The sequence below is a fragment of the Enterobacter cloacae complex sp. SHL022 genome (genome assembly GCF_049237785.1).
Classification (GTDB): Bacteria; Pseudomonadota; Gammaproteobacteria; order Enterobacterales; family Enterobacteriaceae; genus Enterobacter; species Enterobacter hormaechei_C.
Genome location: NZ_JBMKJH010000004.1, coordinates 206,094 through 225,930, shown reverse-complemented (window position 1 = coordinate 225,930; position 19,837 = coordinate 206,094). Strand labels below are relative to the sequence as shown.

The following is a 19,837-nucleotide window of genomic DNA, read 5'->3' as shown; positions in this document are numbered from 1 at the left end:
GCTTACACTGAGTATCCCTGACATCTGTTGCTGCAAAAAATGGGATAACACATGTCATCATTGCATATTTCGCAAGGCACGTTTCGTCTTAGCGATACCCGTACCTTATCGCTGCCAGAGTTAACCCTTCGCGCCGGAGAAAGCTGGGCGTTTGTGGGCTCTAATGGCAGCGGAAAATCCGCGCTGGCCCGCGCTTTGGCTGGCGAAATAACCCAACTGAAGGGTGAACGTCGGTGCACCTTTACCCGGCTGACGCGCCTTTCCTTCGAACAGCTGCAAAAGCTGGTCAGCGATGAGTGGCAGCGTAACAATACCGATTTGCTCAGCCCCGGCGAAGAAGATACCGGCCGCACGACGGCGGAAATTATCCAGGATGAGATAAAAGATCCTGCCCGCTGTCAGCAGCTGGCGGAGCAATTTGGCATTACCGCCCTGCTTAACCGCCGTTTCAAATATCTTTCTACCGGTGAGACGCGCAAAACGCTGCTGTGTCAGGCGCTGATGAGCGAGCCGGAACTCTTGATCCTGGATGAACCGTTTGACGGACTGGATGTACAGTCCCGCGCGCAGCTGGCAGCGTTGCTGGCGTCGCTTAACCAGCAGGGATACACCCTTGTACTGGTCCTGAACCGCTTTGATGAGATCCCGGATTTCGTACATTATGCAGGCGTGCTGGCGGACTGTAGCCTGACCGAAACCGGCGAGAAAGCCGTACTGCTTCGGCAGGCGCTGATTGCGCAGCTGGCCCACAGCGAGAAACTGGACGGTATTGCCCTGCCGGAGCCGGATGCGCCTTCGGCGCGCCACGGGCTGGATCCTGACCAGCCGCGCATTGTGCTGCGCGATGGGGTGGTTGCTTACGACGATCGCCCTATTCTTAATCACCTCAGCTGGACGGTTAATCCTGGTGAGCACTGGCAGATCGTCGGCCCCAACGGGGCGGGTAAATCCACGCTGCTGAGCCTGATCACCGGGGATCACCCGCAGGGATACAGCAACGATCTCACCCTGTTCGGCCGTCGCCGCGGCAGCGGGGAAACCATCTGGGATATCAAAAAGCACATCGGCTATGTCAGCAGCAGCCTGCATCTGGACTACCGGGTGAGCACCACGGTGCGAAACGTGATCCTCTCTGGCTTCTTCGACTCCATTGGTATTTATCAGGCGGTATCCGACAAGCAGCACAAGCTGGCGCAGCAGTGGCTGGATATTCTGGGTATGGATAACCGGGTCGCCGATGCACCCTTCCACAGCCTGTCGTGGGGGCAGCAGCGGCTGGCATTGATCGTCCGCGCGCTGGTCAAGCACCCTACGCTGCTGATTCTGGATGAACCGTTGCAGGGGCTGGATCCGCTCAACCGTCAGCTGATCCGCCGCTTTGTGGATGTCCTGATTAGCGAAGGTGAAACCCAGCTGCTGTTTGTGTCCCACCATGCTGAGGATGCCCCGTCCTGCATCACCCATCGGCTGGAATTTGTGCCTGACGGCGAGCAATACCGCTACCTGCTGAGCAAAATCGATTAACGCTCGGAGGGCGCTGCCCTCCGCTTTTCAGACAACCTGCAACAATACATCTTTATCTCTTTGATCTACAATGCACTCAGTCTGAGAAAAAGCGCGTGTGAAAACCAGTGTAAACGATACCACTATTTTATCCCATGTCACACTTTTCGCGTCTCTGATATGCTATGGTTAATTCATACCATAAGCCTAATGGAGCGAAATATGCGAGTTCTGGTAACAGGTGGTAGCGGTTACATAGGAAGTCATACCTGTGTGCAACTGCTGCAAAGCGGCCACGATGTCGTCATTCTTGATAACCTGTGCAACAGTAAGCGCAGCGTGCTGCCGGTCATTGAACGCCTTTCGGGTAAACAGCCGACTTTCGTTGAAGGCGATATCCGCAATGAAGCATTGATGACTGAAATCCTTCACGATCACGCGATTGAAACCGTTATCCACTTCGCGGGCCTGAAAGCGGTTGGCGAATCGGTGGCAAAACCGCTTGAGTACTATGACAACAACGTCAACGGTACCCTGCGTCTGATCTCCGCCATGCGTGCGGCCAACGTTAAAAACTTTATCTTCAGCTCTTCCGCAACCGTCTACGGCGATCAGCCAAAAATTCCTTACGTTGAAAGCTTCCCGACCGGTACGCCGCAAAGCCCGTATGGCAAAAGCAAGCTGATGGTAGAGCAGATCCTGACCGACCTGCAAAAAGCCCAGCCTGAGTGGAGCATCGCGTTGCTGCGCTACTTCAACCCGGTCGGCGCGCATCCTTCAGGTGATATGGGCGAAGATCCGCAGGGCATTCCTAACAACCTGATGCCGTATATCGCGCAGGTTGCCGTAGGGCGTCGCGATTCCCTGGCGATTTTTGGTAACGATTATCCCACCGAAGATGGCACCGGCGTGCGCGATTACATTCACGTCATGGATCTGGCCGACGGCCACGTGGCGGCGATGCAGCAACTGGCGGACAAACCGGGCGTGCATATTTACAACCTCGGCGCCGGGATTGGCAGCAGCGTGCTGGATGTGGTGAATGCTTTCAGTAAAGCCTGCGGCAAGCCGGTGAAGTATCACTTCGCTCCCCGCCGTGATGGCGACCTCCCGGCTTACTGGGCCGATGCCACCAAAGCGGATAAAGAGCTCAACTGGCGTGTCACCCGCACGCTCGATGAAATGGCACAGGATACCTGGCACTGGCAATCACGCCATCCGCAGGGCTATCCGGACTAAGGATTTGTCATGACGCAATTCAATCCCGTCGATCACCCGCATCGTCGTTTTAACCCGCTCAGCGGGCAATGGATTTTAGTTTCACCGCATCGCGCCAAGCGCCCCTGGCAGGGGGCGCAAGAGACGCCTGCCAAACAGACGCTGCCGCAGCATGATCCGGACTGTTTCCTCTGCCCGGGCAATACCCGCGTGACGGGCGATAAAAACCCGGACTACAAAGGCACCTTCGTGTTTACTAACGACTTTGCCGCGCTGATGACCGATACGCCGGACGCGCCGGAAAGCCATGACCCGCTGATGCGCTGCGAAAGCGCCCGCGGCACCAGCCGCGTGATCTGCTTCTCGCCCGATCACAGCAAAACGTTGCCGGAGCTGAGCGTGGATGCCCTGAAAGAGGTGGTCAGCACCTGGCAGGTGCAAACCGCGGAGCTGGGCCAGAGCTATCCGTGGGTGCAGGTGTTTGAAAATAAAGGCGCGGCGATGGGCTGCTCCAACCCACATCCGCACGGTCAGATCTGGGCGAACAGCTTCCTGCCGAACGAAGCCGAGCGTGAGGACCGACTGCAAAAAGCGTATTTCACCCAGAACGGTTCGCCTATGCTGGTGGATTACACCCAGCGTGAGCTGGCGGATGGCAGCCGTACCGTGGTGGAAACCGAACACTGGCTTGCGGTAGTCCCTTACTGGGCGGCGTGGCCATTTGAGACGCTGCTGCTGCCGAAAGCCCATGTTCAGCGCATTACCGAACTCAGCGACGCCCAGCGTGACGACCTGGCGCTGGCGCTGAAAAAACTGACCAGCCGCTACGACAACCTCTTCCAGTGCTCCTTCCCCTACTCCATGGGCTGGCACGGCGCGCCGTTTAACGGCGAAGAGAATCAACACTGGCAGTTACATGCACACTTCTACCCGCCGCTGCTGCGCTCAGCAACGGTACGTAAATTCATGGTGGGCTATGAAATGCTGGCGGAAACCCAGCGCGACCTGACGGCGGAACAGGCGGCAGAACGTCTGCGTGCCGTTAGCGACGTCCATTACCGCGAATCAGGAGTCTAAAAATGAGTCTGAAAGATAAAACACAATCCCTGTTTGCTGAAAAATTTGGCTACCCTGCCACCCATGTTATCCAGGCGCCAGGCCGCGTTAATCTGATCGGCGAGCACACCGACTATAACGACGGTTTTGTCCTGCCGTGTGCCATCGACTACCAGACGGTGATCAGCTGTGCGAAACGCGACGATCGTCATGTGCGAGTAATCGCCGCGGATTACGGCAACGAAATTGACGAATTTTCCCTCGATGCGCCGATCGTGACCCACGACAGCCAGCAGTGGTCGAACTATGTTCGCGGCGTGGTGAAGCACTTGCAAAAGCGTAACAAGAATTTCGGCGGGGCCGATCTGGTGATCAGCGGCAACGTGCCGCAGGGGGCGGGATTAAGCTCTTCCGCATCTCTGGAAGTGGCGGTCGGCACCGTGTTCCAGCAGCTTTATCATCTGCCGCTGGACGGGGCGCAGATCGCCCTGAACGGTCAGGAAGCGGAAAACCAGTTCGTGGGCTGCAACTGCGGCATTATGGATCAGCTGATTTCCGCGCTGGGCAAGAAAGAACACGCTTTGCTGATTGACTGTCGCTCCCTCGGGACCAAAGCGGTTCCGCTGCCTAAAGGTGCGGCTGTGGTGATCATCAACAGCAACTTCAAACGCACCCTGGTGGGCAGCGAGTACAACACCCGTCGCGAACAGTGCGAAACCGGCGCGCGCTTCTTCCAGCAGCCAGCCCTGCGTGATGTCTCACTTGATGAATTTAACAAGGTCGCCCACGAGCTGGACCCGGTTGTCACGAAGCGCGTGCGCCATATACTGACCGAAAATGCCCGTACCGTAGAAGCCGCCTCCGCGCTGGCGAAAGGTGACCTGAAACGGATGGGCGAGCTGATGGCCGAATCGCATGCCTCCATGCGTGACGATTTCGAAATCACCGTGCCGCAAATCGACACCCTGGTTGAAATTGTGAAAGCCACGATTGGCGACAAAGGCGGCGTGCGTATGACCGGCGGCGGATTTGGCGGGTGCGTCGTCGCCCTCGTGCCGGAAGAGCTGGTCCCTGCCGTCCAGGACGCCGTGGCTAAGCAGTACGAAGCCAAAACGGGCATCAAAGAAACTTTCTACGTCTGTAAAGCATCACAAGGAGCCGGACAGTGCTAAACGAAATACCTACACTCGCACCGGATGGTCTGCCGTATCGCCTGTTAACCCTGCGCAACAGCGCCGGGATGGTGGTTACGCTGATGGACTGGGGCGCAACGTTACTTTCTGCCCGCGTACCGATGCCTGACGGCAGCGTGCGCGAAACCCTGCTCGGCTGCGCATCGCCGGAGCAGTATATCGAGCAGACCGCTTTTCTGGGCGCATCCATAGGCCGCTACGCTAACCGCATCGCCAGAAGCCGGTTTACGCTGGACGGCGTAACGTATTCCCTGCTTGCCAGCCAGGGCGAAAATCAGCTGCACGGCGGCCCGGAAGGGTTTGATAAACGTCGCTGGAAGATTGTGCAGCAAAATGACGGTGAGGTCTGGTTCTCTCTGGACTCCCTCGATGGAGACCAGGGTTTCCCGGGCAATCTCACCGCAACGGCGCGCTTCACCCTGACCGAAGATAATCGCATCGCCATTGAGTACCGCGCGACCGTCGATAAGCCGTGCCCGGTCAACCTGACTAACCACGCCTATTTCAACCTTGACGGTAATCAGACCGATGTCCGCAGCCACAAACTCCAGATCCTGTCGGACGAGTATCTGCCGGTCGATGAGATGGGTATCCCTTATCAGGGGCTGAAACCGGTAAGCGGTAATAGCTTTGATTTTCGTCAGCCGAAAACCATCGCCCAGGATTTCCTGAGTGATGACGATCAGCGCAAGGTGAAAGGCTACGACCACGCGTTCCTGTTGCAGGCGAAAGGCGATCTTTCTCAACCTGCCGCACAGGTCTGGTCTGCTGATGAGAAGTTACAGATGACGGTCTACACCACCGCCCCCGCCCTACAGTTCTATTCCGGTAACTATCTGGAGGGTACCACGGCGCGCGAACATGACGCCTACGGCGCCTGGCAAGGACTGGCGCTGGAGAGCGAGTTCCTGCCAGACAGTCCTAACCATCCTGAATGGCCGCAGCCGGACTGCGTGCTACGTCCGGGTGAAGAGTACGTAAGCGTCACCGAGTATCATTTCATTCCGCGCGCTTAATGTCCGGCGGCGCACGGGCCTACAAATGTAGGCCTGATAAGCGAAGCGCCATTCGGCAAAAAAGCCTGGCCCTCACCGCGAGGGCTTTTTTATCTCCGCCTTGCTGAAAATAGCGGCGATCGCAGACAAAATCATAACCCTGGATTCACATGCATCTTACACTCTCGAACTATTTTCGCTATGGTTAGGGTTAAGCGTTGCTGCTGGCACAGTCACGGCAATATAATGAGAATTGTTATCATTCAAAATGCTTGAGGAGTAAGAAATGGCTAATACTAAGCTTGTCCTGGTGCGCCACGGCGAAAGCCAGTGGAACAACGAAAACCGCTTCACCGGTTGGTATGACGTTGATCTGTCCGAGAAAGGCGTGAGCGAAGCAAAAGCGGCAGGTAAACTGCTGAAAGAAGAAGGCTTCACCTTTGACTTTGCTTACACCTCTGTGCTGAAACGTGCCATCCATACCCTGTGGAACATTCTGGACGAGCTGGATCAGGCCTGGCTGCCGGTTGAGAAATCCTGGAAACTTAACGAGCGTCACTACGGTGCGCTGCAAGGTCTGAACAAAGCGGAAACCGCAGAAAAATACGGTGACGAGCAGGTTAAGCAGTGGCGTCGTGGTTTTGCGGTTACGCCTCCAGAGCTGAGCAAAGATGACGAGCGCTACCCGGGCCACGATCCGCGTTACGCGAAGCTGACTGAGGCTGAACTGCCGCAGACCGAAAGCCTGGCGCTGACCATCGACCGCGTTGTGCCTTACTGGAACGAAACCATTCTGCCACGCCTGAAAAGCGGCGAGCGCGTCATTATCGCTGCTCACGGTAACTCCCTGCGTGCGCTGGTGAAATACCTGGACAACATGGGTGAAGATGAAATCCTCGAGCTGAACATCCCTACCGGCGTGCCGCTGGTGTACGAGTTCGACGAAAACTTCAAGCCAGTTAAACATTACTACCTGGGTAACGCCGACGAAATCGCTGCAAAAGCGGCAGCCGTGGCGAACCAGGGTAAAGCGAAGTAATATTTGCCGGACATAAAAAAAGCGTGGAGAAATCCACGCTTTTTTGTTACCCGCAACAAACTTAGCCGCGACGCGCTTTTACCGCATCCGCCAACTGACGCAGGATCGCATCGGTATCGTCCCAGCCAATGCAGGCATCCGTCACGCTCTTACCGTAGACCAGCGGCTCGCTGCCCTCCAGGTTCTGGTTGCCTTCAACCAGATGGCTCTCAATCATCACCCCAATCACTGCGCGTTCACCGCTGGCGATTTGCTGACACACATCTGCGCCGACTTCCATCTGCTTTTTGAACTGTTTGCTGGAGTTGGCATGGCTGAAATCGATCATCACCTGCGGTGCCAGACCTGCTTTCTCCAGCCCTGCTTTTACCTCCGCTACGTGTTTAGCGCTATAGTTAGGCTCTTTACCGCCGCGCAGTATGATATGGCAATCGCCATTACCGCTGGTATTCACGATAGCCGAGTGGCCCCACTTGGTCACCGACAGGAAGCAGTGCGGCGCGCCCGCCGCATTAATGGCGTCAATGGCGACCTTGATGGTGCCATCAGTGCCATTTTTGAAACCCACCGGGCATGACAGGCCAGACGCCAGCTCGCGGTGAACCTGAGATTCAGTCGTACGCGCACCAATAGCGCCCCAGCTCATCAGGTCAGCCAGATACTGCGGGGTGATCATATCGAGGAATTCTCCGGCAGCAGGCAGCCCGCTGTCGTTGATCTCCAGCAGCAGCTTACGCGCAATGCGCAGGCCGTCGTTAATCTGGAAACTGTTGTCCATATGCGGATCGTTGATTAACCCTTTCCAGCCCACGGTGGTACGCGGTTTTTCGAAATAAACGCGCATCACGATTTCCAGTTCGCCTTTCAGCTCTTCACGCAGGGCGAGCAGACGCGACGCATACTCTTTGGCCGCAGCAGGATCGTGAATGGAGCATGGCCCGATCACTACCAGAAGACGATCGTCGCTACCTTTCAGGATCTTGTGGATCGCCTTGCGGGCATGAGACACCGTGTTGGCGGCATTTTCGGTGGCGGGGAATTTTTCAAGGAGCGCTACGGGAGGTAATAACTCATTGATCTCTTTAATGCGTAAATCGTCGTTCTGATAATTCATCTTCTTTCCGGCTCTGCCATATCTTTAGTAATGAAAGCAATCCTTTCAATCTAACTTGTCGGCCACGAAGTGTAAACGGGCTTTTACACTTCGCGCAGATAATTCCTGGAATTCGCCTAAAATACGCAACAAAATAGCGAAAAATGAGATCTGGCCTAAGCTTTTTACTTGTAACGACTGTTTTTAAATATTTATACGCGATTCCATCCTGACATAATTCAGGAGTCCGGAATCTTTCGCCACTGAACAAGATGCACTGTTGGAGAATGTTATCCAGCGTAACGATAAGAACAGGAGCACCATGATGAAAATGACGAAACTGACTACGCTTTTCCTGACGGCAACCCTTACCCTGGCAAGCGGTAGCGTACTGGCTGCTGATGCAGGCTCATCCGGCAGCAACGGCGACGCGAATGCCGCTGCCGAAGCAGGCCAGGTTGCGCCGGATGCAAAACAGAATATCGCGCCAAACAATGTTGATAACAGTAATATCAACACGGGCAATACCAATACTGGCGGGACGAACACAGGCACGATGAACCATGAGGGTATGACTACCGACGAGGTGCATAAAAACTCAGTCTGTAAAGACGGGAAATGCCCGGACCCGAATGACAAAGTGGGCAGCGATGCCAATACCAAAACGGACGGTACTACCCAGTAACCTTCCATAAGGTAAAACAGGGAGAGCGAATGCTCTCCTTTTTTATTTAAGCTCTTAAAAACGCTACACTAAAAATAATAATAAATCAGGAACGATACCATGGCGCACTCCCACTCCCATTCCCACTCCACTGGCGATGAAAATGCCAAACGGCTTTTGCTGGCTTTTGGCGTCACTGCCACCTTTATGATTATTGAGGTCACAGGCGGACTGATATCCGGATCGCTGGCGCTGCTGGCCGATGCAGGACACATGCTTACCGATGCCGCGGCGCTGCTCTTCGCGCTGCTGGCCGTGCAGTTTGCCCGTCGCCCTCCCAATACCCGCCACACCTTTGGCTGGCTAAGGCTGACCACGCTTGCCGCCTTTGTGAATGCGATTGCCTTAGTGGTGATTACCATACTCATCGTCTGGGAGGCTTTTCAGCGCTTTCGGCATCCTCAACCGGTAGCTGGCACAACGATGATGATGATTGCCATTGCCGGCCTGGTTGCCAATATTCTGGCGTTCTGGATATTACATCGCGGCAGCAGCGAAAAAAATCTGAACGTGCGGGCCGCAGCGCTGCACGTGCTCGGTGATTTGCTGGGTTCTGTTGGTGCGATTGTGGCCGCGCTGATCATTATGGGTACGGGCTGGACCCCCATCGACCCGATTCTTTCCGTGCTGGTATCGTGCCTGGTATTGCGCAGCGCCTGGCGGCTGTTAAAAGAGAGCGTCAATGAGCTGCTGGAAGGCGCGCCCACATCACTGGATATTGGCGAACTGAAGCGCAACCTGAGTCGCTCCATTCCTGAGGTTCGTAACGTCCATCACGTTCACGTCTGGCTGGTGGGTGAGAAACCTCTTATGACGCTGCACGTTCAGGTTGTTCCACCCCACGATCACGACGCGCTGCTTGAACGTATTCAGCATTTCCTCGAGCATCACTATGAGATTGCGCACTCCACTATCCAGATGGAGTACCAGCCTTGCAGCGGGCCAGACTGCCACCTTAACGAGGCGCAGTCCGGCCACTCACACGCACATCATCATTAACGGGAAAGCGCGCGAGAGCCACGCTCACGCGCGCTGTTAATCCACATGCGGCTGCCGTTGAGAGCAATGAAGGTCAGGAGCATATACTCCAGCGACATGGCATAAACGCCCTGAAGGGCAAAAATCACCACGCTAATCACGTTAATCACCACCCACAACAGCCAGTTCTCAACGTATTTACGGGTCATCAGGATCATTGCGGCAATCGACAGCACCATCATGCAGGAATCCCAGAACGGGAAGGCATCCGGCTGAAGCTCAGGCATCGTCACGTTCAATCCCAGTCCCGACATCACCGAGACTGCCACGCGCGTCAGGAAGGCAAATACCGGATCAATAAAGACGGTCATAAAGCCGATAGCCACCACGCAGGCCGCGAACCAGGCGATGGCTTTAGGCAACGGCAGCCAGCGGATTTGCAACTCCGCCTCCTGCTGGCTGTTTTGCCGAGACCAGGCGTACCAGCCATAGATATTGGCCGCGAAGAAGAACAGCTGTAGAAGCAGGCTGGCGTAGAGCTGGATCTGGAAGAAGATGATCGCAAACAGCGTGACGTTTATCAGCCCGAACGCATAGTTGCTGATCTTCTCAAGGCTGGCCAGCCAGATACAGAGTAAACCGGCCAGCGTACCCACCGCTTCAATCCACGACAGGTCATAGCCGCCCGCACCAATCGGGATATGAACTAGGATGTTCTGTGTGCTAAAAAAATCCATTTTTTCTCCGGGGCGTAATAAGTTAAGTACGTAGTGTAGCCGCAAAATCCAGCATACGGTTAAGTGGAATTAACGCGCCTTCACGCAGAGCGGCATCCACGTGGATCTCATGCGCTGCGCCACCGTTCTCAAGCGCCTCCGAAATCGCTTTGAGCCCATTCATCGCCATCCACGGGCAATGCGCGCAGCTTCGGCAGCTTGCCCCTTCTCCGGCGGTTGGCGCTTCAAGCAGCTCTTTTTCCGGCACGGCCTGTTGCATTTTGTAGAAGATACCGCGATCGGTCGCCACGATGAGCTGCTTGTGTGGCAGCGTTTTTGCCGCGTTAATTAACTGGCTGGTTGAGCCGACGGCGTCCGCCATGTCGACGATCGACTGCGGAGATTCCGGGTGCACCAGTATCGCGGCCTGCGGGTATAAGCCTTTCATCCGGGTCAGCGCCTGGGTCTTGAACTCATCGTGGACGATACAGGCCCCCTGCCAGCACAGCACATCCGCACCGGTCTGTTTTTGTACGTAGTTTCCCAGGTGACGATCGGGCGCCCAGATGATTTTCTCCCCCAGGCTGTCCAGATGTTCAATCAGCTCAACGGCGATACTGGACGTCACTACCCAGTCCGCCCGGGCTTTCACCGCCGCAGACGTGTTGGCATAGACCACCACGGTACGGTCAGGGTGGGCATCACAGAAGGCGGTGAACTCATCAATCGGGCAACCGAGGTCAAGGGAGCATTCGGCATTCAGCGTCGGCATCAGTATGGTTTTTTCCGGGCTGAGGATTTTTGCCGTTTCGCCCATGAAGCGCACACCTGCAACCAGCAGCGTGGAGGCAGGATGTTTAGCACCGAAACGCGCCATTTCCAGGGAATCTGAGATACAGCCGCCCGTCTCTTCCGCCAGCTGCTGAATTTCCGGGTCGGTGTAGTAATGCGCCACCATCACCGCATCACGCTCTTTAAGCAGGCGCTTGATTTTCTCTCGATAGAACTGTTTTTCATCCCGGCTTAGCGGAGCAGGCTTTGGCGGGAAGGGATAGATTGCGGTTTCGGGATCAAACATCACACTCATTATGGCTTCTCGTTTTACTGGCTTAACAATATTGCCTTTGTTTTGCATGAGATAACAAAAATGAGGCAATGGTGTTTTGTATACTAAACAAGATAGCGAATTTGAGGGGGAATGTCATCGGGAATTGATGCCGGTAGCATCTGTCGGGTGGCGGCTTCGCCTTACCCGACCTACAAGGCACTGGCGAACGACAGATAGCAAAAAGGCGCCTTTAGGGCGCCTTTTTACACTGGTGGGTCGTGCAGGATTCGAACCTGCGACCAATTGATTAAAAGTCAACTGCTCTACCAACTGAGCTAACGACCCCTTACGGGATGTACTTCAAATCTATTCAGGCTGGTGGGTCGTGCAGGATTCGAACCTGCGACCAATTGATTAAAAGTCAACTGCTCTACCAACTGAGCTAACGACCCCTTACGGGATGTACTTCAAATCTATTCAGGCTGGTGGGTCGTGCAGGATTCGAACCTGCGACCAATTGATTAAAAGTCAACTGCTCTACCAACTGAGCTAACGACCCATTCGGGTGTTGCCTGAATTATCACTCGGTACCAATAAAATTGGTGGGTCGTGCAGGATTCGAACCTGCGACCAATTGATTAAAAGTCAACTGCTCTACCAACTGAGCTAACGACCCGAGTGGTGGGTGATGACGGGCTCGAACCGCCGACCCCCTCCGTGTAAAGGAGATGCTCTACCAACTGAGCTAATCACCCACTCTGTACTGCCGGAACTGCTTTAAGTGGTGGGTCGTGCAGGATTCGAACCTGCGACCAATTGATTAAAAGTCAACTGCTCTACCAACTGAGCTAACGACCCACTTTTGCGCTGCTTTCACGTTGTTTGATATCCCGTGGCAACGGCGGCATATATTACTGATTTAAGAATTCTGCGCAACAAAAATTTCGATGAAGATCACTTAACTGCTTAGGAATCATGCTGCACGACCAGAAATAACGCGATTTCTGGTCATGCGATAATCAACCCATCGAACTCAAACGTTTTTGTGCCTGTTTGGCGCCGTCTGTACCCGGGAATTTCGCAACCACCTGCTGATAAACCGCTTTGGCTTTTGCAGTGTCGCCTTTGTCCTGCATGATCACGCCGACTTTATACATCGCATCAGGCGCTTTCGGTGATTTCGGGTAATTTTTCACCACAGAGGCAAAATAAAACGCCGCATCATCCTTTTTACCCTTGTTGTAATTCAACTGACCCAGCCAGTAGTTCGCATTTGGCTGGTAAGTGGAATCAGGGTACTTCTTAACGAAGTTCTGAAACGCAACGATAGCATCGTCCTGGCGCGATTTGTCCTGCACCAGGGCAATGGCCGCGTTGTAGTCCGTATTCGCGTCACCGCTCTGTACAGGCGCACCAGACGACGCGGAGGCATCTGCCGCAGGTGCAGGCGTCGCCGCACCGCTTTGATCGCCTGCTGCTGGCTGTGCTGCTGCTCCGCCGCTGTTCAGGCTATCCATCTGCAACAAAATTTGCTTCTGGCGCTCCACAACCTGATTAAGCTGATACTGACTCTCCTGGATCTGACCACGAAGGGAATCAATATCATTCTGGTTATCGGAAAGCTGCTGCTGGAGTTGAGTTAAAAGCTGGCTGTGAGCGTTAGAAATACGCTCGAGTTGAGTGACTCGATCTTCTACCGAGCCTGAGCCGACACTACTGATTGGTGCCTGAGCAAAAGCGGCCCAGGGGGCCGCTATTCCAACCAGTAACGACAGACTCATCAGATGATGTCTGAAGTTACTGCTCATGCAATTCTCTTAGTAAACGAGTACGGCACGACGGTTTTTGGAGTAAGCCGCTTCGTCGTGACCCAGTACTGCTGGTTTTTCTTTACCGTAAGAAACGATGGAGATCTGGTCAGCAGAAACGCCTTTACCCTGGAGGTACATTTTAACAGCGTTTGCACGACGTTCACCCAGGGAGATGTTGTACTCCGGAGTACCACGTTCGTCCGCATGACCTTCTACGGTGACTTTGTAAGACGGGTTGCTACGCAGGAAGTTTGCGTGCGCATCCAGCATTGCAGCGAAGTCAGAACGAATGTCGTATTTATCCAGATCGAAGTAAACGATGTTGTTCTGCTGTAACTGCTGCATCTGAAGACGCGCTTGCTCTTCAGAAGACATATTGCCATTGCCGTTAGCGTCCATACCGGTGCCGGCACCCATCATGCCTTCGCCGCTCTGGTCATTGCTTGCGTTCTTGTTAGAAGAACACGCTGCGATTGCCATAACAGGCAGAGCGATCATCAGCCCCTTCAGCACTTTGTTCAGTTGCATTTCTAAGATTCCTTTAGTAATCAATTAATTATTATTACAGATACGGCGACCAGGCAGGTGATTTTACCTGTCCATCAGTTGCCGGAAGACGCGCTTTGAAACGCCCATCTGTAGAAACCAGATTCAGCACGGATCCCATCCCCTGAGAAGAGCTGTAGATTACCATGGTGCCGTTAGGTGCCAGACTTGGCGTTTCATCCAGGAACGTTGACGACAGTACTTGTACGCCCCCCGTTACCAGATCTTGTTTGGCAATGTGCTGCTGACCACCCGCAGTACTGACCATTACCATTGTTTTACCATCGGCACTGACGTCAGCATCCTGGTTCTGAGAACCTTCCCAGGTAATACGCTGCGCTGCTCCGCCGTTGATATTCACTTTATAAACTTGTGGACGACCTGCCTGGTCAGACGTAAATGCCAGATTCTGGCTGTCCGGGAACCAGGTTGGCTCAGTGTTGTTGCTACGACCATCCGTGACCTGACGGATCTGACCAGAACCAATATCCATCACGTACAGGTTCAGGCTACCGGTTTTAGACAGGGCAAACGCCAGCTTGGTACCGTCCGGAGAGAACGCAGGCGCACCGTTGTGACGTGGGAATGACGCAACCTGACGCACAGCACCGTTAGAGAGCGTCTGGATGACCAGCGCGGAACGGCCGCTTTCGAAGGTCACGTACGCCAGCTTAGAGCCGTCCGGAGACCATGCCGGAGACATCAGCGGCTGTGGTGAACGGTGTACGGTGAACTGGTTGTAACCATCGTAGTCAGAGACGCGCAGCTCATAAGGGAACTGGCCGCCGTTGGTCTGTACTACGTACGCGATACGGGTACGGAACGCACCTTTAATACCGGTCAGCTTCTCAAACACTTCGTCACTCGCCGTGTGGCCTGCATAACGCAGCCACTGCTTGTTCACCTTATACGTGTTTTGAGCCAGAACGGTACCCGGCGCACCGCCAGTATCCACCAGCTGATAAGCGACGTTATAGCCGCCGTCTGGCGCAGGAGTAACCTGTCCGACAACCACGGCATCAATACCCAGTGCAGACCATGCAGCAGGTTGAACTTCCTGAGCTGTACCCGGCTGCTGCGGCAGACGAGAACGATCTAAGGGGTTAAATTTACCGCTGTTACGCAGGTCAGCTGCAACAATGCCGCCAATATCTTCAGGCGCAGCGCCCGGGCCTGCCCACTGGAACGGAACGACACCGATTGGACGCGCTGAGTCGTTCCAGTCGGTAATGTCGATGCTTACTGTGGCATGCACTGCTGACGTCAACAGTACTAAAAAACCAAAAGCTAATCGTAATGCCTGCTTCATCATATCTCCCTTATCCGAACAATAAGTCCTGGATAATTTAGCAGAAGGTTAACAAACTCAAATACACAAAACTATCAGAACCCGATAACAGCAGCTCTGCTTATGGCTTAAAGTTCAGCGAAGCGTCTTTGAACACTTCATAGACAGCCTGTGATGGAGGTTTTGGCAGTTTTGCCTGATTCACTGCCACAAGTGCAGCCTGGCATAACGCTTCATCTCCCCCTTCTGACTCAACGCTCAGCACCATACCATCCGTAGCCAGTTTAATATGCAGTCGGCACGTTTTCCCGGTATAGAGCGATTTATCGTTAAGTCTGCTGGCAATAGCCGCGGCAATCTGATTCTTATAGTCGTTGATCTCAGCGCCAGAAGCACCGTTGTTCTTAGTGTTACCACTTCCTGCCGGTGCTGCGTTACTTCCTTTCGCCCCTCCGCCCGTTTTCGGTGCATTCTTACCGGAGCTCAGGTCCCCCAGCAGATCGTCAACCCCTGCGGCAGCGGCTTTTTCCGCAGCAGCGGCCTTCTTAGCTGCGGCTTTTTCAGCAGCAGCTTTCTTATCAGCAGCGGCTTTCTCAGCTGCCGCTTTTTTATCAGCAGCGGCTTTTTCCGCAGCGGCGGCTTTTTCTGCCGCAGCTTTCTCGGCGGCGGCCGCTTTTTTAGCAGCATCGGCAGCCGCTTTCTTCTCTGCTTCCTGCGCAGCTTTTTTGGCGGCTTCCGCTTCGGCTTTCTTCTGTGCGTCAGCGGCAGCTTTTTTCGCCGCTTCGGCTTCTGCTTTCTTCTTCGCATCAGCAGCGGCTTTCTTCGCCGCTTCGGCTTCCGCTTTCTTCTGCGCATCAGCAGCCGCTTTCTTCGCGGCTTCTGCGGCTAACTTAGCCTGAGCATCTGCCTGCGCCTTCGCGTCTGCCGCGGCTTTGGCTGCCGCCTCTTCCGCCTGCTTCTGCTGTTCCTGAGCTTTCTTCGCTGCGGCTTCAGCCTGTTTCTGCTGCTCCGCCTGCTCTTTAGCGGCTTCCTGCGCCTGCAAACGCTCTTTCTCAAGCTGCTTCAGACGTTCCTGCTCGGCGGCCTGCTTTTCACGCAGCTCTTCCGCCTGCTGTTGCGCCTGTTTTTCACGCTGTTCTTCCGCGCGTTTTGCGCTCGCCTGCTGCTGTTGCTGGCGATTATAGTTCTGCACTACCGCACCGGGATCCACCATGACGGCGTCGATGGACGAGCCCCCACCGCCGCCTGATGCATCAAGGTGCTCATCGAACGAACTCCAGATCAGCACTGCAAAAAGAATTACGTGCAGCACTGCGGAGACGATTATCGCTCGCTTAAGCTTGTCGTTCTGTTCGGTTGCCTTTGACACTATCGGTTCCCAAAAACTACGCAGATGATCAAATAGGCTGAGTCATTAAGCCAACTGACTTAACGCCCGCGCTATGTAGCAAGTTCAGCGCTTTGATAATTTCATCATATGGTACGTCTTTCGCACCACCGATTAAGAAGACCGTCTTCGGATTTGACTCCAGACGTCGTTGCGCTTCAGCAATAACCTGCTCTGGCGGAAGCTGATCCATACGATCTTTCTCTACCACCACGCTGTACTGCCCTACGCCGGAAACCTCAATGATGACCGGAGGATCGTCATTGGTGCTTACCGCCTGTGATTCTGTCGCATCCGGCAGATCAACTTCCACGCTCTGGGTGATGATGGGCGCTGTCGCCATAAAGATCAGCAGCAGCACCAGCAGCACGTCCAGTAACGGAACGATATTGATTTCGGACTTGAGCTCGCGACGACCTCGTCCACGCGATCTGGCCATGGTTTACCCCTTGTTGCTCTCGGTGCTGGTAAACGCCTGACGATGCAGAATCGCGGTGAACTCTTCCATAAAGTTGTCGTAGTTCAGTTCCAGTTTGTTCACGCGCTGGTTCAGACGGTTGTACGCCATTACCGCCGGAATTGCGGCGAACAGACCGATTGCGGTCGCGATCAGTGCTTCTGCGATACCCGGTGCAACCATCTGCAACGTTGCCTGCTTCACCGCCCCCAGGGCGATAAAGGCGTGCATGATCCCCCACACCGTACCAAACAGGCCGATATACGGGCTGATGGAGCCAACGGTTCCGAGGAATGGAATATGCGTTTCAAGATTTTCCAGTTCGCGGTTCATGGAGATGCGCATCGCACGCGACGCCCCTTCTACCACGGCTTCCGGCGCATGGCTGTTAGCGCGATGTAAGCGAGCGAACTCTTTGAAACCGCTGTAGAAAATTTGTTCGGAGCCTGAAAGGTTATCACGGCGTCCCTGGCTTTCCTGGTACAGACGAGAAAGCTCAATTCCCGACCAGAACTTATCTTCAAACGCTTCGGCTTCGCGGCCGGCGGCATTAAGGATACGCGTTCTCTGGATGATGATGGCCCAGGATGCGATTGAAAAACCAATCAAAATCAACATGATAAGTTTAACCAGAAGGCTTGCCTTCAGGAACAAATCAAGGATATTCATGTCAGTCACTGCTTAAACTCCGCGACAATAGACTTAGGAAGCGCACGAGGCTTCATTATGGTTGGATCAACACAGACAATCAGGACTTCAGCTGAGTTCAGTACCGTGTTCTCTGCATTGACTATCCGCTGCGTGAAAACCAGTGAAGTTCCGCGCATTGATGTAATTTCTGTTTGAACTTCGAGCATATCGTCGAGTCTGGCAGGCGCAAAATACTCAAGCGTCATCTTGCGTACCACGAAGGCAACTCGCTCAGCCAACAGCACCTGTTGACTAAAGTGATGATGGCGCAGCATCTCTGTGCGTGCCCGTTCATAAAAAGCAACGTAGCTGGCGTGGTAGACCACACCACCGGCATCGGTATCTTCGTAATAGACACGTACCGGCCATCGAAACAGCGTTGTATTCACTTTACATCCCGGTAATACAAGAAAAGTTGGAGCTTTCAAACTTCGCTACTATACGCGCGGGAATGATGGTTTGGAATGGGGGAAAGTAAACGGAGAGTAAATTTTTATGGGCCATGGTAAGCCCATAACGTTAACGGACATTTCTTATTCAGAAGAAGAAGAAAATCAAACCGGCGAGGAGAACCAGATCGGCAATCAGTGGGCAGAAGATGCCCTGCCAGTGTAGCGCTTTCGGACGAAAGCCGACACCGTGAATCACGCCTGCGCACACAGCCCACATAATCAGGAAACCGTGCCAGATTTCAAGCTCGCTGGTTTTCGCCGCGAAGCGCGACGGGTCCCAGAAGATACAGCCTGCCAGCAGTAATGCCATAATGAGGGAAAGCGCCCTCAAGGGGCGCTTATCCATTACCGCATATAAGGTTGCGATAATATTCATTAGTGCTTTTCTTCACCTGCTTTGGTCGCTTCTACATGCTCAAGCGCCAGGGCAGTGATGACACCAAACGCACAGGCAAGAAGCGTCCCTAAAATCCATGCGAAATACCACATATTCAGCTCCTTACTTAGTACATAGAGTGGGTGTTGCTTTCGATATGTTCTTTAGTGATGCGACCGAACATTTTCCAGTAACACCAGGTGGTGTAGAGCAGGATAATCGGTACGAACACGCAAGCAACATAGGTCATTAAGTTCAGCGTCAACTGACTGGACGTTGCATCCCACATGGTCAGGCTGGCATTCATCATGGTGCTGGATGGCATCACGAACGGGAACATCGCAATCCCCGCCGTCAGGATGATGCACGCCAGCGTCAGTGAAGAGAATACGAACGCCAGAGCGCCTTTCTCCAGACGAGACGTCAGCACGGTCAGCAGCGGCAGCAGCACACCCAGAGCCGGGATAGCCCACAGCGCAGGAGTATTGTTGAAGTTCACCAGCCATGCACCGGCCTGACGCGCCACTTCTTTGGTCAGCGGGTTAGACGGTGCAGTATGGTTGATCGCGGAGGTCACCACGTAACCATCAATACCGTACACCACCCACACGCCAGCCAGCGCGAAGCAGACCAGCGTCACCAGCGCCGCCACCTGAGCGGTAGCGCGGGAACGCAGGTGCAGTTCACCTACGGTACGCATCTGGAGATAGGTTGCGCCCTGGGTGATGATCATCGCCACGCTCACCACGCCCGCCAGCAGACCAAACGGATTCAGCAACTGGAAGAAGTTACCGGTGTAGAACAGACGCATATATTCGTCGACGTGGAACGGTACGCCCTGCAACAGGTTACCGAACGCCACACCAATGACCAGCGGTGGAACGAAGCTACCGATGAAGATGCCCCAGTCCCACATGTTACGCCAGCGGGTGTCTTCAATCTTGGAACGGTAGTCGAAACCCACCGGACGGAAGAATAAAGAGGCCAGCACCAGAATCATCGCCACATAGAAGCCGGAGAACGCAGCCGCGTAGACCATCGGCCAGGCAGCGAACAGCGCGCCGCCTGCGGTGATCAGCCACACCTGGTTACCGTCCCAGTGCGGGGCGATGGAGTTGATCATGATTCGACGCTCGGTGTCATTACGACCGAGGAAACGGGTGAGCATGCCCACGCCCATGTCGAAACCATCGGTGACCGCGAAACCAATCAGCAGAACACCGATCAGCAGCCACCAGATAAAACGCAATACTTCATAATCGATCAT

The 19,837-nt window shown here is 54.3% G+C and carries 21 protein-coding genes and 6 tRNA genes; 8 read left to right on the top strand and 19 right to left on the bottom strand.

Translation table 11 applies throughout. The features are described 5' to 3' along the window. Positions 1-51: 51 nt before the first annotated feature. The 6 genes from modF to gpmA all read left to right on the top strand — a co-directional run bounded on the left by modF (position 52) and on the right by gpmA (position 7,004). Positions 52-1,524 carry a molybdate ABC transporter ATP-binding protein ModF gene (gene modF / locus ACOTZD_RS10410; RefSeq protein ID WP_022650629.1) on the top strand — a complete coding sequence of 491 codons (1,473 nt, stop codon included), beginning with the start codon at positions 52-54 and terminating at the stop codon, positions 1,522-1,524. A gap of 201 nt (positions 1,525-1,725) precedes the next feature. Further along, entirely contained in the window at positions 1,726-2,742 is a 1,017-nt protein-coding gene (gene galE / locus ACOTZD_RS10405; protein WP_003858554.1) for a UDP-glucose 4-epimerase GalE, read from the top strand. Between the two features lie 9 nt (positions 2,743-2,751). Continuing rightward, a complete protein-coding gene (galT, locus tag ACOTZD_RS10400) occupies positions 2,752-3,798 on the top strand; it encodes a galactose-1-phosphate uridylyltransferase (protein WP_022650627.1) in 1,047 nt (348 codons plus the stop codon). Between the two features lie 2 nt (positions 3,799-3,800). Beyond that, positions 3,801-4,949: a galactokinase gene (galK, locus tag ACOTZD_RS10395; protein ID WP_003858559.1), complete on the top strand. Its 1,149-nt coding sequence runs from the start codon at positions 3,801-3,803 to the stop codon at positions 4,947-4,949. Beyond that, positions 4,943-5,986, top strand: a complete 1,044-nt coding sequence (gene galM / locus ACOTZD_RS10390) for a galactose-1-epimerase (RefSeq protein ID WP_003858560.1) — start codon at positions 4,943-4,945, stop codon at positions 5,984-5,986. The genes galK and galM overlap by 7 nt, the downstream gene beginning before the upstream one ends. 265 nt (positions 5,987-6,251) lie before the next feature. Beyond that, positions 6,252-7,004 (top strand): 2,3-diphosphoglycerate-dependent phosphoglycerate mutase, encoded by a 753-nt coding sequence (gene gpmA, locus ACOTZD_RS10385; RefSeq protein ID WP_003858562.1) that lies wholly within the window; start codon positions 6,252-6,254, stop codon positions 7,002-7,004. Between the two features lie 61 nt (positions 7,005-7,065). On the opposite strand, the gene aroG is transcribed toward gpmA, so the two are convergent. Beyond that, positions 7,066-8,118, bottom strand: a complete 1,053-nt coding sequence (aroG, locus tag ACOTZD_RS10380) for a 3-deoxy-7-phosphoheptulonate synthase AroG (protein ID WP_003858564.1) — start codon at positions 8,116-8,118, stop codon at positions 7,066-7,068. A 304-nt stretch (positions 8,119-8,422) separates the two neighbouring features. On the opposite strand from aroG, the gene ACOTZD_RS10375 reads away from it, so the two are divergent. Beyond that, positions 8,423-8,782, top strand: a complete 360-nt coding sequence (locus ACOTZD_RS10375) for a protein YbgS (RefSeq protein ID WP_003858566.1) — start codon at positions 8,423-8,425, stop codon at positions 8,780-8,782. A gap of 99 nt (positions 8,783-8,881) precedes the next feature. Continuing rightward, positions 8,882-9,820: a CDF family zinc transporter ZitB gene (zitB, locus tag ACOTZD_RS10370; RefSeq protein ID WP_003858568.1), complete on the top strand. Its 939-nt coding sequence runs from the start codon at positions 8,882-8,884 to the stop codon at positions 9,818-9,820. Here the strand turns inward: zitB and pnuC are convergent. The 18 genes from pnuC to cydB form a co-directional block, all read right to left on the bottom strand. Further along, positions 9,817-10,536: a nicotinamide riboside transporter PnuC gene (gene pnuC / locus ACOTZD_RS10365; RefSeq protein WP_023315654.1), complete on the bottom strand. Its 720-nt coding sequence runs from the start codon at positions 10,534-10,536 to the stop codon at positions 9,817-9,819. The two genes, zitB and pnuC, sit on opposite strands and share 4 nt — an antisense overlap. Before the next feature lie 22 nt (positions 10,537-10,558). Continuing rightward, complete coding sequence (gene nadA / locus ACOTZD_RS10360; protein ID WP_003858573.1) at positions 10,559-11,602, bottom strand: quinolinate synthase NadA; 1,044 nt, start codon at positions 11,600-11,602, stop codon at positions 10,559-10,561. Positions 11,603-11,832: 230 nt separating this feature from the next. After that, a tRNA-Lys gene (locus tag ACOTZD_RS10355) sits at positions 11,833-11,908 on the bottom strand. 31 nt (positions 11,909-11,939) lie between these two features. Continuing rightward, a tRNA-Lys gene (locus tag ACOTZD_RS10350) sits at positions 11,940-12,015 on the bottom strand. Positions 12,016-12,046: 31 nt separating this feature from the next. After that, positions 12,047-12,122 (bottom strand) — tRNA-Lys (locus ACOTZD_RS10345). 41 nt (positions 12,123-12,163) lie between these two features. After that, a tRNA-Lys gene (locus ACOTZD_RS10340) sits at positions 12,164-12,239 on the bottom strand. Between the two features lie 3 nt (positions 12,240-12,242). Next, positions 12,243-12,318: transfer RNA gene (locus ACOTZD_RS10335), tRNA-Val, on the bottom strand. Between the two features lie 27 nt (positions 12,319-12,345). Beyond that, positions 12,346-12,421: transfer RNA gene (locus ACOTZD_RS10330), tRNA-Lys, on the bottom strand. A 161-nt stretch (positions 12,422-12,582) separates the two neighbouring features. Further along, positions 12,583-13,371 (bottom strand): cell division protein CpoB, encoded by a 789-nt coding sequence (cpoB, locus tag ACOTZD_RS10325; RefSeq protein WP_003858574.1) that lies wholly within the window; start codon positions 13,369-13,371, stop codon positions 12,583-12,585. Between the two features lie 9 nt (positions 13,372-13,380). After that, positions 13,381-13,902 (bottom strand): peptidoglycan-associated lipoprotein Pal, encoded by a 522-nt coding sequence (gene pal, locus ACOTZD_RS10320; protein WP_003858578.1) that lies wholly within the window; start codon positions 13,900-13,902, stop codon positions 13,381-13,383. A gap of 34 nt (positions 13,903-13,936) precedes the next feature. Then, positions 13,937-15,229, bottom strand: coding sequence for a Tol-Pal system beta propeller repeat protein TolB (gene tolB, locus ACOTZD_RS10315; RefSeq protein ID WP_017384962.1), 1,293 nt, complete (start codon positions 15,227-15,229; stop codon positions 13,937-13,939). A 100-nt stretch (positions 15,230-15,329) separates the two neighbouring features. Beyond that, a complete protein-coding gene (gene tolA / locus ACOTZD_RS10310) occupies positions 15,330-16,577 on the bottom strand; it encodes a cell envelope integrity protein TolA (RefSeq protein WP_058648699.1) in 1,248 nt (415 codons plus the stop codon). Positions 16,578-16,605: 28 nt separating this feature from the next. Then, the gene (tolR, locus tag ACOTZD_RS10305) at positions 16,606-17,034 is read right to left on the bottom strand and encodes a colicin uptake protein TolR (protein WP_003858589.1); all 429 of its coding nucleotides are present in this window, start codon (positions 17,032-17,034) and stop codon (positions 16,606-16,608) included. Positions 17,035-17,037: 3 nt separating this feature from the next. Continuing rightward, positions 17,038-17,730: a Tol-Pal system protein TolQ gene (gene tolQ, locus ACOTZD_RS10300; RefSeq protein ID WP_003858590.1), complete on the bottom strand. Its 693-nt coding sequence runs from the start codon at positions 17,728-17,730 to the stop codon at positions 17,038-17,040. Beyond that, entirely contained in the window at positions 17,727-18,131 is a 405-nt protein-coding gene (gene ybgC / locus ACOTZD_RS10295) for a tol-pal system-associated acyl-CoA thioesterase (RefSeq protein WP_003858593.1), read from the bottom strand. Before ybgC ends, tolQ begins: the two co-directional genes overlap by 4 nt. Positions 18,132-18,279: 148 nt before the next feature. After that, positions 18,280-18,570, bottom strand: coding sequence for a cyd operon protein YbgE (gene ybgE / locus ACOTZD_RS10290; protein ID WP_003858596.1), 291 nt, complete (start codon positions 18,568-18,570; stop codon positions 18,280-18,282). After that, positions 18,570-18,683, bottom strand: a complete 114-nt coding sequence (cydX, locus tag ACOTZD_RS10285; RefSeq protein WP_003858598.1) for a cytochrome bd-I oxidase subunit CydX — start codon at positions 18,681-18,683, stop codon at positions 18,570-18,572. Before cydX ends, ybgE begins: the two co-directional genes overlap by 1 nt. 14 nt (positions 18,684-18,697) lie before the next feature. Beyond that, the gene (gene cydB, locus ACOTZD_RS10280; protein WP_003858599.1) at positions 18,698-19,837 is read right to left on the bottom strand and encodes a cytochrome d ubiquinol oxidase subunit II; all 1,140 of its coding nucleotides are present in this window, start codon (positions 19,835-19,837) and stop codon (positions 18,698-18,700) included.

Excerpts from the sequence above, each read along its gene's own strand:
- gpmA (WP_003858562.1), top strand. The coding sequence starts at position 6,252 with ATGGCTAATACTAAGCTTGTCCTGGTGCGCCACGGCGAAAGCCAGTGG.
- galK (WP_003858559.1), top strand. The coding sequence starts at position 3,801 with ATGAGTCTGAAAGATAAAACACAATCCCTGTTTGCTGAAAAATTTGGC.
- ACOTZD_RS10375 (WP_003858566.1), top strand. The coding sequence starts at position 8,423 with ATGAAAATGACGAAACTGACTACGCTTTTCCTGACGGCAACCCTTACC.
- aroG (WP_003858564.1), bottom strand. The coding sequence starts at position 8,118 with ATGAATTATCAGAACGACGATTTACGCATTAAAGAGATCAATGAGTTA.
- cydB (WP_003858599.1), bottom strand. The coding sequence starts at position 19,837 with ATGATCGATTATGAAGTATTGCGTTTTATCTGGTGGCTGCTGATCGGT.
- cydX (WP_003858598.1), bottom strand. The coding sequence starts at position 18,683 with ATGTGGTATTTCGCATGGATTTTAGGGACGCTTCTTGCCTGTGCGTTT.
- tolB (WP_017384962.1), bottom strand. The coding sequence starts at position 15,229 with ATGAAGCAGGCATTACGATTAGCTTTTGGTTTTTTAGTACTGTTGACG.
- ybgE (WP_003858596.1), bottom strand. The coding sequence starts at position 18,570 with ATGAATATTATCGCAACCTTATATGCGGTAATGGATAAGCGCCCCTTG.
- pal (WP_003858578.1), bottom strand. The coding sequence starts at position 13,902 with ATGCAACTGAACAAAGTGCTGAAGGGGCTGATGATCGCTCTGCCTGTT.
- zitB (WP_003858568.1), top strand. The coding sequence starts at position 8,882 with ATGGCGCACTCCCACTCCCATTCCCACTCCACTGGCGATGAAAATGCC.
- modF (WP_022650629.1), top strand. The coding sequence starts at position 52 with ATGTCATCATTGCATATTTCGCAAGGCACGTTTCGTCTTAGCGATACC.
- tolR (WP_003858589.1), bottom strand. The coding sequence starts at position 17,034 with ATGGCCAGATCGCGTGGACGAGGTCGTCGCGAGCTCAAGTCCGAAATC.
- nadA (WP_003858573.1), bottom strand. The coding sequence starts at position 11,602 with ATGAGTGTGATGTTTGATCCCGAAACCGCAATCTATCCCTTCCCGCCA.
- cpoB (WP_003858574.1), bottom strand. The coding sequence starts at position 13,371 with ATGAGCAGTAACTTCAGACATCATCTGATGAGTCTGTCGTTACTGGTT.
- pnuC (WP_023315654.1), bottom strand. The coding sequence starts at position 10,536 with ATGGATTTTTTTAGCACACAGAACATCCTAGTTCATATCCCGATTGGT.
- galT (WP_022650627.1), top strand. The coding sequence starts at position 2,752 with ATGACGCAATTCAATCCCGTCGATCACCCGCATCGTCGTTTTAACCCG.
- galE (WP_003858554.1), top strand. The coding sequence starts at position 1,726 with ATGCGAGTTCTGGTAACAGGTGGTAGCGGTTACATAGGAAGTCATACC.